Origin of the sequence: Nocardiopsis sp. NPDC058789 (genome assembly GCF_042745575.1) — a bacterium.
In the GTDB taxonomy this organism is placed as follows: domain Bacteria; phylum Actinomycetota; class Actinomycetes; order Streptosporangiales; family Streptosporangiaceae; genus Nocardiopsis; species Nocardiopsis eucommiae.
Genome location: NZ_JBHYOW010000021.1, coordinates 15,763 through 28,893, shown reverse-complemented (window position 1 = coordinate 28,893; position 13,131 = coordinate 15,763). Strand labels below are relative to the sequence as shown.

The window sequence follows — 13,131 nt, the reverse complement described above, 5'->3', positions numbered from 1 at the left end:
CGGGCCTGGCACGGCCCCCCCCAGCTGTTGGTCGGCGTCCTGTAGGGTTTGACGGTGATGCCCTTTGGGGTTTCGCCCGGGCCCCACCGCCCCGGGCCCACGCACCCGGGTCGGGCGTCTGGCCGGGCCGATCACCACTCGGGTTCGGGAGGAGTTCGGAATGGTTTGCAATGAAAAGCACTTTTGTTCCGGGTATTCTCCCTTGCATTGTTCGGATCAACCCCTTCTCATGATTCGCGACAAGTGTCATGATGGGATGATTCCCCCTTGGGTGGAACCGTTTCCTTTTCCCCGAATCCTGCGATTCCTCCGTCAGCGTCATGAAAAAGGAGCGCCCTCATGAGCGGTACCGTCGTCGACGTCACCGACGCGGACTTCGAAAGCAAGGTCGTCCAGGTAACCGGTCCCGTGCTCGCGGTCTTCCGGGCCGAATGGAGCGCCCCCTGCCGCGCTCTCGATCCGATCCTCACCGATGTCGCCCGCGAGTACGAGGGCCGGGCGACGATCGCCCGGCTCGACATCGACCAGAGCCCCGAGACGCCACCCAAGTACGGCATCACCGCCATTCCCACCCTGCACGTCTTCAAGGGCGGACAGATCGTCGGCACCTGGATCGGCCCCGCCGACAGGAACCGCGTGGTCGCCCTGATCGAACCGCACCTGTAGGACGTCCCCTCCCGGGAGGTCCGCCTGGCCCGGTCGCTCCACCCTGTTCGTGGAGTTGCGTGTGGTGGCCGAGCACGGAGCGCAGGTCGCGCCGGGGGAGCTCGGCGAGGTGGACTACCGGTCGCCGCGGCTGTGCCTCGGGTACTGGGACAAGCCCGAGAAGACCGCGGGGGCCTTCCGGGACGGGTGGTTCCACTCCGGCTACCTGGTGCGCGCGGACGCCGAGGGGTGCATCCACCGCACTCCGGGTCTCGGGCGATCGACACGGCGGCGACCCTCGGACACCACTCACGTCGCCCGAGCAGTAAAGGAGGACGCGGTCTCCAGGGGCGTGTTCGCCGGTGCGGGGGGCGCGGTGCGCGTCGGAACCTCCGGGGGCCGCGGGGCCAGGGGGACGGAACCGGGCACCCGCGGCCCTGCGGTCACCCCTCCGTGACCGCTCCCTGGAGGGCCTTCCACGCCTCGACCACGTGGTGGTCGCGGGTGAACGTCCCTCCCGTCGCGAACCGGAGGAACACGCGCCCGTCCGCTTCGGAGTGGGTCAGGAACGTCGTCCCCTCGGCGTTGACGGTCTCCATGAGCCGGTGCTGCGCCTCGCTGGTCCCGCCGTCCGCCGTCAGACGGAAGCACACGAGCCCCAGGCACGGATCCCGGGTCAGCTCGAACCGGTCGTCGGCGCGGACCAGGTCCGCGAACAGCCGGGCGTGCTCGACGCCGACGCGCACGTGGTCGCGCAGGCCCGCGACGCCGTACCAGCGCAGGACCGACCACAGCTTCAGGGCGCGGAAGCGCCGCCCCAGCGGGATCTGCCAGTGCCGGAAGTCGGTCACCCTCCCGGAGTCGGACGCGCTGTTGCGCAGGTACTCGGGCAGCACGCTCAGCGCTCCCGTGAGGGCCTCGCGGTCGGCCACCCAGAACAGGTCGCAGTCGAAGTTGGTCAGCAGCCACTTGTGCGGGTTCGTACAGTACGAGTCCGCGTACCCGACCCCGTCGTTGACCCAGCGCAGTTCCTCGCACACTGCGGCCACACCGGCGTACGCGGCGTCGACGTGCAGCCACACGCCGTGGCTCCGGCAGACGGCTCCGACCTCCTCCAGCGGGTCGAAGGCCAGGGCGGAGGTCGTCCCGCGTGTGGCCACGACCATCAGTGGCGTGACGCCGTCGCCCCGGTCCGCCTCGATCCGGGCGCGCAGCTCCTCCGGGAGCATGGAGCCGTCCGACCCGGTGGCGACGGTGCGGACCGACCCCAGGCCCAGTCCCGCGATGACGGCGGCCTTCGTGGCGGCGGAGTGGGTCTCGCTGGTGAGGTACACCGCGTAGCGCCGACCGCCGGTCCCGGTCTCGCGGCTGCGCCCCTCGGTGGCCCTCTGCAACGCGGCCAGGACCGCCACCAGGACGGCGCTGGAGGCGGTGTCCTGGATGACGCCGCCGTCGCGGAACCGTTCCGGCAGTCCGAGGGCCCGCCGCGTCCACTCCAGCATCTGCTGCTCGACCTCGGTGCACGCCGGGCTGGTGTTCCAGTTCATGCCCTGGACACCGAGCCCCGAGGCGAGGAGGTCCCCCAGGACGGCGGGGCCGGAGGCGTTGGCCGGGAAGTAGCCGAAGAAGCGCGGGTGCTGCCAGTGCAGGAGCGCCGGGGCGACCACGTCCTCCATGTCCTGGAGGAGACGTTCGAAGGGCTCGCCGGACTCCGGTGGGTCCTGGGGAAGCCGCGCGCGCACGGAACCCGGCTCCACCGGACCGGCGACGGGACGGCTCTCCAGGCTCTCCCAGTAGTCGGCGATCCAGTCGATCGTCCGGTACCCGTGCTCCCGGAACTCCTGCGGGCTCATGTGGGTGTCGTTCACAGCAGCGGCTCCTTGAGATGGCGGGCGAGGTAGCGCACCCCGTCGGTGCCTCCCGTACCGGGCACGTCACCGATGATCCTCTTCGCGACTCCGTAGTGGGTGTGCTTCCACCTGGCCCACTGCTCGTTGACGGCCTCGACGCCGCGTCGCCTCCGTTCGTCGGGCGGGGCCGCGCGGAGCGTGTCCCCCAGGGAGGGCGCGGGTGCCGGGACCGCGTCCAGACCGACCGCACCGACGGTCTCCGCGCGCACTCCGGCCGTGCCCCGGCAACGGCGCTCCAGGCGGGCGAACCCCTCCGACTGCAACGCGCCGGTACCGGCGGTGGCCGCGCGGATGGCCGCGAACTGGCCGGGGTCGATCAGCGCGACCAGGCGGAAGCAGCGACGGGCGTGGGCGAGGGCGTCGGTGATTCCCGCGAGCGATGCCTCCAGGGCGTGAGGATCCGGCTCGCTCGCCAGCGCCGCCTCGTGGGCCGCTGCGGCGTACTCGGCAGCCAGGACGGCGAGCAGCTCCATGACCTGGACCGAGCGGAGGAACAGCGGCTCGTCCGGCTCCAGGGTCGCCACCGGAACGGTCCCCTCCACCAGGAGGGCGAGCGTGGGCGGCAGGCCCGCACCGTCGCCGGACAACAACCGGTTGCACCGCCGCACGGCCTCCGGGGGCGACTCCGGGGACACGTCGTCGCGGGCACCGGTCCAGCCGGGGGCCGGGGTGAGCCCCCGCGCGAACCTCGTCGCGGCGACCAGGAGCGAACGCCGTCGGCCGTCGTCGCCCTCGCGCAGGCCGCGCCGCAGTTCGTGACGGATCATGTCCGCGGCCAGCAACGCGGAGATCCTGGTCAGGCGGTCGGGAAGGTCGCCCAGACGGCACCACCGCTCGAGCAGGGTCGTCATCGTGTAGGTGCCGTAGGAGGGTGCCCCGCGTGCCCGGCTGGTCAGGCACTCCAGCCACAGGGTGGTCACCCACTCCGCGCCACCCGGCTCGGGGTCCCTCTTGCGCGCCTGCTCCCAGGTGTGGACCAGCAGGTCGTTCAGTGCGTGGGGGAGTCGGTTGATCCCGTGTGCGCGGACCGCCCCGACGACGGCCCGGTGGGGGAACTCGTACGACGCGGGCGGGCGGTCCCGGAGCACCCAGGCCTCCAGGGCACGCCGCGCGCTCTCACTGACGGTGGTCATGGTTGGGGATCTCTCCAGCCGGGGTGCGGCTCCGGTTCCTCCGGAGGCCGCACCCGATCACGTGGTCGGAATCCGTGACGGAGCCGCACGCCCCGCCACGTACTGGCTTCGGCGTCGCCGCCGGGTCCCGGTGCCGTCGTCGCTCACGCCGGTTGGTAGAGGCGGCCGTCGGACCAGATCGCCCCGACACCGCCCCACGCGGCCGCCGAGGCCACGTCGGGGAAGAAGCCCCGCCCCTTGTGGTTGGCGCTGGTGTTGCAGAGCAGGGGGATGCCCGACAGGCGCTCGTACGCGGTCAGCAACCGGTGCACCAGCGGAGACTGCCGCTCGTTGACGGTCTGAAGGCGGGCGGTGCCGTCCAGGTGCACGATCGCGGGGACCTTGTCCGCCCAGCCGGGGCGGGTGCCGTGGTCGAAGATCATGTACGGGTCCGGTGTCCCGGGCGAGAACACCTCCGGCGCCCGGTGCTCCAGGCAGACGGGGGCGACGGGTCGGTAGTCCTCACGGTCCTTGATCCGGTTGAGCACCTTCTTCATCGACGCGTCCGTGGCGGGGGCGAGGATGCTGCGGTGCCCCAGGGCCCGGGGGCCCAGCTCGGCCCGTCCGCTGAGCACGATCACCGGGTCACCGTGTTCGTGCAGGATCCGGGCGAGCTCGTCGACGTCGCAGGGGCGGGAGACGTATCCCGGGGGGTCGGCCTCCGCAGGTCGCACACGTGGCCCCTGGTAGACGCCCCACTCCAGGGCCGGGCGGCCGCTGTGCAGCGCCCACTCCACGCTCGCGGCCCCCAGGGCCGCGCCGGAGTCGTTGGGGAAGGGTGGGACCCACACGTGCTCGAACAGGCCGCAGGAGCGCAACAGGCTGTTCCACTTGATGTTCAGCGCGCACCCCCCGGCCAGGACGAGGCGCGGCGGCAGGGAGGCCCCGTCCATCCGGGCGGTGAGCGCCCCGCGGAGCCGACGCCCGAGGTAGCCCTGGAAGGTGGCGATCAGGTCGGCGTCGCTCGCGCCGTTCCAGCGCGCGCCGCCCTCCCGTGTGAGGGCTCGGGCCAGGTCGTCCCCGTTGGTGAAGGACAGGTCGAGTCCGCCGAGGATCCGGTCCAGCACGGCGTCGTACCCGGGTTCGTCGGTGCCGAGGGCGGCGTAGGCCATGGCCTTCCCGGCCACGTCCAGGTTGCGGGGCATGGCGTGCCGTGCCGCGTCGGTGCGGTCGTCGGGCGAGTGGAACGGCGGCAGGGCGGCGCAGAAGTCCGCGAACGCGGAACCGTAGAGCGGGAACAGCTCGCCCAGGCGGGTGACGCGCAGGGGATCGGGCTCCACGTGGTAGAGCACCGGGGTCATACCGCCGTCCCAGACCAGCACCAGGGAGTCCTCCCCCCGGCCGGGGAAGGGGCTCGCGGCGTAGGCGCCCATGAGGTGCTGCGCCGAGTGGTGGTAGCTGGTGTAGTCGTGCTCGCGTCCGCCCAGGGGCAGGCCCCGGAACCGGTGGACGTCGAGCACGTGCGTGTCGGGACCCTCGATGTAGGGGGCGACGGGCAGTCGCAGGGCGCGGCCGTGGTCGGTCACGTGCTCCAGGACGGGGGAGTCCTGGTCCTGGCCGAGGGGGGCGAACCAGCCGTCCACGACGAACCGGTCGACGTCCGTGACGGCCACGCCCTCCGCGGCGAGGACGTCCGCCACCGTCTCCAGCCGGTCCAGGGGCTGGAAGCGCCGGTTGTTGTCCAGCTTCTCGGCCTCCACCGACGTGACGAGCCTGCCGTCCTCGATCAGCGCCAGACCGCCGTCGTGGGTGAGTTTCAGTCCGCAGACGAGCATCGGATCACTCCTCTCCCGCGCGGGTGAGCACCCAGGTCGCGTAGCGGGTGGACTCGCTGACCGGTCGGGGCGAGTAGTTCTCGTAGACCCGGGCGTCGGGGAACCCGGCGGCGTGGGCCTGGGCGCGGATGTCGTCGTCCTCGATCGCGTAGAGCCGGTGCACCTCACGGGTCCCCGTGTAGGTGCCGTCGCCCTCCCGGGTGAACTGCGTGTAGTGCAGATCGCAGTAGGTGGTGTCGGGCTCGCTGGTGAAGTCCCAGATGAACGCCAGGTCACCCTGGTCCCCGGCCCACATGCGGTTGCCCCAGTGCCCCTTGAGGAGGGCGGCGGTCTCGATGTCGAAGACGAAGACCCCGCCGGGCGGCAGCACCGCCGCCACGGCGCGGAAGGTCGCGCCGAGGGTCTCCGGGTCGGGCTGGTAGTTGAAGGCCGCGGCGGTGCACACCACCGCGTCGGCCCCCTCGGGCAGCGCGTCCGGCAGTTCGATCCGCCGGAAGTCGGCCCGGTCGCCCAGGCGCTCCCTGGCCAGGGCCAGCATGGTCTCGGACCGGTCCACGGCGGTCACCTCGTAGCCGCGCTCGACGAGCTGCCGTGTCATGAGACCCGTGCCGCAGCACAGCTCCAGCACGCGGCGGACCCTCTGCGCGCGTTCGACCCACACGTCCTCGACGAAGTCGGCCATCTGCTGCCGGGGTGACTCGCCCCACTGCGTGATGGCGTAGTCGACGAGACGGTCGTACACGTCGGCCGTCGCCGCGTACGGCTCCGGAAGGTCCAGTTGCGGTTGTCCCTGCATCACATAACTCCCCTGGTGTCCGGTCAGTCGCGGAGGAAGGCCCACGTCTCGTACAGAGTCCGTTCGTGCGCGGGCGCGTTGGTGTAGTTGTCCAACGTGCCCGTGTGGGTGAGGCCCGCCCGCCGTGCGCTGCGGCGCACCACGTCCGGGTCGAGCACGTACAGACGGTGTCTCTCCCGGGTGCGCACGTAGGTGTCGGACCCGGGGCCGCCCTGGCGCAGGAACTGGGTGTAGTAGGCGTCGCTGTACTCGTCGGTGGGGTTGGTGAACTCCCAGACGAAGGCGAAGTCGTCCTGGTCCTCCGCCCAGACCTGCCGCCCGGCGTGCTCGGTGATCATGTGTCGGGAGAGGATGTCGAAGACGAAGGTGCCGCCCGGGCGCAGCACTCGGTGGACCCCCGCGAAGACGGCGCTCAGGTCCTCCTCGCTGGCCGTGTAGTTGAGGGCCGCCCCCGTGGAGCAGACCGCGTCCATGCTGGCGGGCCGCAGCGGGATGTCCGGTAGCGCGGCCCGCACCAGCTGGGCCTCGTCCGCCAGCCGCTGGCGCGCGTAGCCGAGCATCTCGGGGGACTGGTCGAGCCCGGTGACCGTGTGGCCCGCGCGGGCGAGCTCGGCGAGGACGCTGCCGGTACCGCAGCAGAGGTCGAGGACGTGTCGGACCTCTCCTCCCTGCTTCGCCCACCAGTCCCGGAGGAAGTCCACCCGTTGGGTGACCGGTTTCTCGTGCCAGTTGTCGACGATCCAGTCGTCCAGGCGGTCGTAGATGTCGGCGATGGACCCGTACATGGGTGCGTGGTCGTGTGGTGGAGTCATGAGGTGTGGTCCTCTCTGCGTGCTCAGACGAAGGCCGCCCGGAGCGCGCGAACGGCGTGGCCCCGCAGGTCAGCGGCGCGTGGAGCGATCCCGTCCAGGTGCATGGCGCAGTGGATCAGGCCCGGACAGCGAACGAGCGTGGTCGGCACCCCGGCGGCGGCCGTGCGCGCCGCGAACTGCTCGCCCTCGTCCCTGAGCGGGTCGTACTCGACGGTGATGACTGTGGTCGGCGGTGCCCCGGACAGATCGTCGGCGAACGCGGGGGCGGCCTGCCAGGGCACCTCGTGCAGGGAGCCCTCCGGCCGGTCGAGGTAGGTGCGCCAGCAGCGCTCCATCATCGAGGCGGTGTTCTGGTGGCCCACGGAGAACTCCCGATAGGACGCGCTGTCCATCCGGGGGTCGATCGCCGGGTTGATCAGCAGCTGGTGCCCGACCCGCGTACCGGAGCCCCGGAGGGTCAGGGCGACGACCGCGGCGAGGTTGGCCCCCGCGCTGTCACCCGCGACCACCAGCCGATCCCGGTCCGCGCCGAGCGCCGTGGCGTTCTCGTACATCCAGGTGGTCACGGCCTCGGCGTCGCGAGGGGCCGCGGGGTAGGGATGCTCCGGGGCGAGCCGGTAGCCCACGTTCGCCACCACGACACCCGCTTCGACGGCGAGGGAGCGCAGTGGGGGCTCCATGTAGTCGATGCCGCCCGACATCCAGCCGCCCCCGTGGAAGTACACCACCAGCGGCAGGGGGGTCCCGGGTTCCGGGTGGTAGGCGCGGAAGGGCACCGGTCCCTGGGAGGAGGGGGCGGCTCCGTCCCGAGTGTGGAGGACCCGCTCGTCCGGAGCGCAGAAGGAGGTCATGGCCTCCACCGCCGCTCGGAACTCCGCCAGGGAGAGGTCGTCGGGCGGCGGGGAGTCGTTGACGGGGTCGAGAAAGAACTGTTTCACCTGGGGGTCGAGCGCCACCGATCCCTCTTTTCCTGTTTCGGGTGAAAGAATGGGACGCACGTCACCTGGGCGGACACGGAAATCGCGTCAGAAGGTTGCCGCGCACGCGCCGCGTGGGTTTGTCCCAACTGTTTCCGCGTCCCGCCAGGACCCGGAATCCGGTGGGCCGCAGGGACAGTTCCACGGCGCGTGCCCGCTCCGCGATCGGAAGGCCCGAGATTCGTCGGCGCAGCTCCGGGTCGTCGAAGAGTTCCTCGGGCCGCACCGTCTCGACCCGACCGGCGGGGATATCGTTCGTGCCGTCGAGGTCCAGGTACGGGGCTCCGCGTGGACCGTAAACACGATCAGCGGCCACCCATTCCATTCCGAGTCCGTCGAGGAGTTCCGGAAGGTCGCCGAAACGCAGGGTGTGCACCACGGGATTGAGATAGGCGTCCGCGTCGAAGACGTCCTGTTCCTCGGGGTCCAGGGCGGCACCCGCCCACGCCCCCGGCATGCCGTAGGCGTCGAGGGACAGCGAGAGGCCGAGGGCGCGCACCACCCTCAGTCCCAAGGCGGCCCCTTCGTCGGCGGGGGAGAGGAGCTGGACGAGCTCGCGGTCCCGCATGCGCCGCGCCTCACCGACGTCGTTGTACAACCACAGGTGCAGCAGCCCGTCCTCGGCGAGGTGGCGGCACAGCCACTCCAGGCCCGCGCGGGGGTCGGGCAGGTGGTGGATGACACCGTAGCTGTAGACGAGGTCGAAGCGCTGGTCGAGCTCGGTGTGGGGCATGGCCCCGTCGACGATGTCGAGGTTGGTCACGCCGTGGTCGTCGGCCAGGCGGCGGGCGATGGCGCGCGAGGCCCCGGAGGGCTCCAGACCCACGAAACGCACCTTCGGATGGGCCTTGGCGAGGCCGACGAGCGTGTGCCCCGTGCCGCAGCCGGCGTCGAGGACGCGCCATCCGTCCCGGAGTCCGCCCTCGACCACGAGGGGGAGCTCGTCCGCGACGACACTGATCAGGGGCCGGTCCGCCCCCGGTGAGGGGAAGGGGAAGTCTTCGTAAAGGCGCTGCGTCGCACTCGTCACCACAAAGTTCTCCTGGAATAGACGGCAACAAACACCCGCACGTCCTGTGTGGGGACGGCGGGGACGAACTCATTGCGCAGCTCCGTGGGCCTTCCCGGTGGCCTGGAGTGGGAAACTCGTTGAGTGTCCTTTGTTGAAATCACCCGAGGGCGCGGTGCCCCCGAAGAGTCATTCACGAGCCTCGCGAGGGAAGGGGTGTACGCGAACGACTTTCGTCGAAAGTGAACTCCCACTGTGCGCGGTGTGACACTCGGTGAGTGGTCTTCAGTTAAACCAACTACTCAGCGCGTGTCAAGGTGCTCACGGAAAGTGCCAGTTGAAGGCGTCAATGGAGTCATGATTGGCGGATCCACGGAAGTGATCAAGGGGTCGGGGTCGAGAATGTGCGCTTCTTGCAGGGGAAATGTGACGCGGGTTCCTGTTCATTTCGGGGGCCCGTGTTGCTGGGGGTGAGAATGATGGGGGAATGTGTGCGAATTCGGTTCTGATTCGTGAGCGGGAATTGGGGTGAATATCGATCAGTGAGGAGAGTGGTGATGGTGTGACGGAGCCGCGTCCGGTGCCGTCAGCACCGAGCGGTGGGCGCGGGACGTGGAACCACGGGGAGCACATACCTCTCATACGCCCCTACGAGGCGATGTCCCCTAGGGTTGGGACGAACGGCCTCCGGCTGGGAGCGATCGCCGTCCCGAGACGGTCGGAGACCGCCCGGCCCCACGGCGCGACCCCCTGCTTGTAGAGGTAGATGCCCCATGTCCGACGCACCCTCCCCGTCCACCTCCGACGGCTTCGGCAGCCCTTCCCCCATCGACACCACCCGGACCCACTCGGCCCGGATCTGGAACTACTGGATGGGAGGCAAGGACCACTACCCGATCGACCGTGTCGCGGGCGACCAGGTGGCCGAGTCCTTCCCGGAGATCGTGGACCTGGCCCGCACCAGCCGGGAGTTCCTCAACCGCGTGGTCACCCACCTGACGGAGGAGGCGGGGATCCGCCAGTTCCTCGACATCGGTACCGGGATGCCCACCGCCAACAACACCCACGAGGTCGCCCAGGGGATCGCCCCCGAGTGCCGCGTCGTGTACGTGGACAACGACCCCCTCGTGCTCGCGCACGCGCGCGCCCTCCTCGTGGGCACCCCCGAGGGCGCCACCGACTACGTCGACGCCGACCTGCGCGACCCGGAGGCGATCCTGGAACGGGCCGCCGCCACCCTCGACTTCGACCGGCCCGTCGCGCTCATGCTGATGGGCGTGCTCGGCCACATCCCGGACGAGGACCTCCAGCCGATCGTCCGGACACTGGTGGACGCGCTGCCCTCCGGCAGCTACCTGGCCAGCTACGACGGCACCAACACCAGCGAGGCCTACAACCAGGCCATCGAGGAGGGCAACAAGCACGGGGACGACCCCTACCTCCTGCGCAGCCCGGAGGAGCTCGCCGCCCGGTTCGAGGGGCTGGACCTGCTGGAGCCCGGTGTGGTCCCGTGCCCCCGCTGGCGTCCGCTGGAGGGAGAACTCAGCGCGCGCCGCGGCCTGGACCAGTACGGCGGAGTGGCCCGCAAGCCCTGAGGGGCCGCGTGGGTCCCCGAGTCCGGCGCCCCCGGGGCCGCCCTCCTCGGGGCGCCCCCGGGCCGGGGTCAGCGGTCCAGGTGCCGCCAGCGGACCGGGTCGTGCTGGTCGCGGGAGCCCGCCCTCCGGGGCAGGTCCCCGCGGTCGGCGCACTCCAGGACCAGCATCTCCTCGTCCCCGGGGTCGAACGCGTACTCCACCCGCTCCACCCGCGAGGGCACCCCGCAGTCGGCCAGGAACTCCCGTGTCCGGTCCAGCCACGGGTAACGCGTGAAGTCGGTGTGCTGGAACAGCGGATACAGCCGCACCTCCCGGCGGGACAGCCGCACCAGTTCCAGCAGCGCCTCCCGGTGGAACTCCTCGTCCAGCTGTCGTCCGTAGGAGAACAGCAGGTGCGAGCTGAGCACGAGGTCGAAGGAACGGTCAGGGAAGGGCAGGTCGGGCAGGGAGCCCTCGACGTAGCGCTCGGGGCGCGCGGTGAGGTCCGCGCCGAACCGGCGGGCCGACTCCGACCGCAGCCGCGTGAACTGCCCGGGATCCTCGAACCACGTCCACACGAAGTCCGACGCGCGTTCGACGAGGTTCGCGTGTTTGTGTTCGTTCTCCGACAGGGCCAGCTCGGCCAGCTTCCCCCGGTCGACGCCGTACTCGGGGTCCACCGCCGTGACGTCGAAGCCCCGGGCCCCGGCCTCGGCCGTGAAGCTCGCGGCGCCGCCCGGACAGTCGAGGATCCGCGACGTCAGATCGTGGTCCGAGAGCGCGAACATGGAACGGTACTCGGCGAAGCTCCGCGCGCTGACGAACACCGCTCACCCCCGCCCGACGAAGGGCATCGACGTGGGCAGGACCGTCAGGTACTGCACGTTGGTCCCCGGGGGCATCGACGCCATGAGGAGCACCGCCTCCACGAAGCGCTCCAGGGGGATCGTCCGCTCCACCGCCGTACTACCGTCGGCCTGCCTGGCGGGGGGCTGGGCGCCTCCGTCCGCTGGCTCCACGTTGCCCACGTCGATCTGCCCGCAGGCGATGTCGTACTCGCGCCCGTCCAGGGACAGCGACTTGGTCAGACCGAGGACCGCGTGCTTGGCCGTGGTGTAGGCGACGGCGTTGGGCCGGGGCGCGTGCGCGGAGGGAGCCCCGTTGTTGATGATCCGCCCGCCTCGGGGCGACTGCTCCCGCATCACGCGGAACGCCTCCTGGGCACACAGGAACGTGCCGGTCACAGTGGTGTCCATGATCCGGGTCCAGTCCTCGAACCGGACGTCCGCCACCGGCACCCGGGGGACGGCCGCGCCCGCGTTGTTGAACAGCAGGTCCACCCGGCCGAACCGCTCCCGCACGGCGGCGAACAGCGCGGTCACCTCCTGCGGTCGCCCGATGTCGGTGGGCACGGCCAGCATGCGGTGCCCGTTCTCCCCGGCCTGGGAGACCGTCTCCTTCAACGCCTCCTCGCGGCGACCCGCGATCGCCACGGACCAGCCGTCCGAGAGCAGGGCGAGGGCCGCCGCGCGGCCCAGCCCGCTGCCGCCGCCGGTGACCACGGCGACCCCGCGCTCCGTCCTCCCCCCGCTCACCGGGCACCCGTGCTCATCCAGGCGCGCAGCACGCGACGGCTGCCCGGGCCGGGCACGTCCACGTAGGGCGACCGCCCGTGCAGGACCCGCGAGTTGCGGATGACCAGGAGGTCACCGGCGTCGAGCAGGAGCTGGAAGGCGATCTCCGGCCGGTACAGGACCTCGTCGAGGACGTCCAGCGCCTCCCACTGGCGGTCACTCAGCGGCGGCCCGCCCCGTTCCGGCGAGGTGCGCACCGTGCGGGTCTGGTAGTAGCAGCCCGTGCTTCCGTCCTCCTGGGTGAACAGGATGGGGGAGACGATCACCTGCTGTCCGGCCCGGCCGGTGCGGTCGAAGGTCCAGTCCTCCTCCAGCGTGGCGAGCACGTCCGGGCGCTCCTGGCCGATGATGCTCCGCACGTGGCGGGCGCTGGCGAGCTTCGTGTACCCGCCGCCCCGGACAGCGGGCTGGAGACACAACAGCACCAGGAGGTCACAGGTGTCGCAGTGGAACCCGAGCTCGGTGTTCCCGTCACCGTCCTGGTCCCGCAGCACCCGCCACAGGGCGCCCTCGGCGTTCTGCGGGATGATCTCACCGAAGTCCCGCAGCACGAAGGAGAGGGCACCGATGATGTCGTCCTCGTCCGCCGACGGGTCGATCAGGTTCGGCACGTGGGTGAAACCCACCGAGCGGACGCTCTCCGCGCTGAACGAGCGCAGCCGCTCGCGCAGCGGGGAGGCCGCCTCCCACCGCTCCGCCCGGGCGTCCCGCCACAGCAGGTCGCGCTCCTCGTCGGTGATCGGCATCGACCACAGGTCGCGACGGGTGTCCAGGGTGGTGCTTCCCCAACCGATCTCGGTCGTGGTGTTCTCGGTCATCTGGTGGTC

Annotated in this window: 12 protein-coding genes and 1 pseudogene; 3 read left to right on the top strand and 10 right to left on the bottom strand. The window is 71.0% G+C overall.

Going from position 1 to position 13,131, the window contains the following annotated elements; genetic code table 11:
- Window positions 1-339: 339 nt before the first annotated feature.
- Both ACFW3L_RS23725 and ACFW3L_RS23720 read left to right on the top strand, forming a co-directional pair.
- The gene (locus ACFW3L_RS23725) at window positions 340-666 is read left to right on the top strand and encodes a thioredoxin family protein (RefSeq protein WP_378745820.1); all 327 of its coding nucleotides are present in this window, start codon (window positions 340-342) and stop codon (window positions 664-666) included.
- Window positions 667-682: 16 nt separating this feature from the next.
- Window positions 683-901: pseudogene (locus ACFW3L_RS23720) on the top strand (acyl-CoA synthetase); the annotation flags it as partial.
- 187 nt (window positions 902-1,088) lie between these two features.
- Here the strand turns inward: ACFW3L_RS23720 and ACFW3L_RS23715 are convergent.
- The 7 genes from ACFW3L_RS23715 to ACFW3L_RS23685 all read right to left on the bottom strand — a co-directional run bounded on the left by ACFW3L_RS23715 (window position 1,089) and on the right by ACFW3L_RS23685 (window position 9,117).
- Window positions 1,089-2,513: a pyridoxal phosphate-dependent decarboxylase family protein gene (locus ACFW3L_RS23715; protein WP_378745816.1), complete on the bottom strand. Its 1,425-nt coding sequence runs from the start codon at window positions 2,511-2,513 to the stop codon at window positions 1,089-1,091.
- The gene (locus ACFW3L_RS23710) at window positions 2,510-3,688 is read right to left on the bottom strand and encodes a hypothetical protein (protein WP_378745811.1); all 1,179 of its coding nucleotides are present in this window, start codon (window positions 3,686-3,688) and stop codon (window positions 2,510-2,512) included. Before ACFW3L_RS23710 ends, ACFW3L_RS23715 begins: the two co-directional genes overlap by 4 nt.
- 143 nt (window positions 3,689-3,831) lie before the next feature.
- Window positions 3,832-5,502: a carbamoyltransferase N-terminal domain-containing protein gene (locus ACFW3L_RS23705; protein ID WP_378745806.1), complete on the bottom strand. Its 1,671-nt coding sequence runs from the start codon at window positions 5,500-5,502 to the stop codon at window positions 3,832-3,834.
- A gap of 4 nt (window positions 5,503-5,506) precedes the next feature.
- Window positions 5,507-6,298: a class I SAM-dependent DNA methyltransferase gene (locus tag ACFW3L_RS23700; protein ID WP_378745799.1), complete on the bottom strand. Its 792-nt coding sequence runs from the start codon at window positions 6,296-6,298 to the stop codon at window positions 5,507-5,509.
- Window positions 6,299-6,321: 23 nt separating this feature from the next.
- Window positions 6,322-7,110, bottom strand: coding sequence for a class I SAM-dependent methyltransferase (locus ACFW3L_RS23695; RefSeq protein ID WP_378745792.1), 789 nt, complete (start codon window positions 7,108-7,110; stop codon window positions 6,322-6,324).
- 23 nt (window positions 7,111-7,133) lie between these two features.
- Entirely contained in the window at window positions 7,134-8,066 is a 933-nt protein-coding gene (locus ACFW3L_RS23690) for an alpha/beta hydrolase (protein WP_378745785.1), read from the bottom strand.
- 43 nt (window positions 8,067-8,109) lie between these two features.
- A complete protein-coding gene (locus ACFW3L_RS23685; RefSeq protein ID WP_378745777.1) occupies window positions 8,110-9,117 on the bottom strand; it encodes a class I SAM-dependent methyltransferase in 1,008 nt (335 codons plus the stop codon).
- A 752-nt stretch (window positions 9,118-9,869) separates the two neighbouring features.
- On the opposite strand from ACFW3L_RS23685, the gene ACFW3L_RS23680 reads away from it, so the two are divergent.
- A complete protein-coding gene (locus ACFW3L_RS23680) occupies window positions 9,870-10,691 on the top strand; it encodes an SAM-dependent methyltransferase (protein WP_378745768.1) in 822 nt (273 codons plus the stop codon).
- Window positions 10,692-10,759: 68 nt separating this feature from the next.
- Here ACFW3L_RS23680 and ACFW3L_RS23675 read toward each other — a convergent pair whose 3' ends face one another.
- From ACFW3L_RS23675 to ACFW3L_RS23665, 3 genes are read right to left on the bottom strand one after another with little or no spacing between them, the layout of a single operon-like run.
- Complete coding sequence (locus ACFW3L_RS23675) at window positions 10,760-11,497, bottom strand: class I SAM-dependent methyltransferase (RefSeq protein ID WP_378745759.1); 738 nt, start codon at window positions 11,495-11,497, stop codon at window positions 10,760-10,762.
- 3 nt (window positions 11,498-11,500) lie between these two features.
- On the bottom strand, window positions 11,501-12,265 hold the full coding sequence (locus tag ACFW3L_RS23670) for an SDR family oxidoreductase (protein ID WP_378745753.1): 765 nt from the start codon (window positions 12,263-12,265) through the stop codon (window positions 11,501-11,503).
- Window positions 12,262-13,122 (bottom strand): TauD/TfdA family dioxygenase, encoded by an 861-nt coding sequence (locus ACFW3L_RS23665; RefSeq protein ID WP_378745746.1) that lies wholly within the window; start codon window positions 13,120-13,122, stop codon window positions 12,262-12,264. Before ACFW3L_RS23665 ends, ACFW3L_RS23670 begins: the two co-directional genes overlap by 4 nt.
- Between the last annotated feature and the right edge of the window lie 9 nt (window positions 13,123-13,131).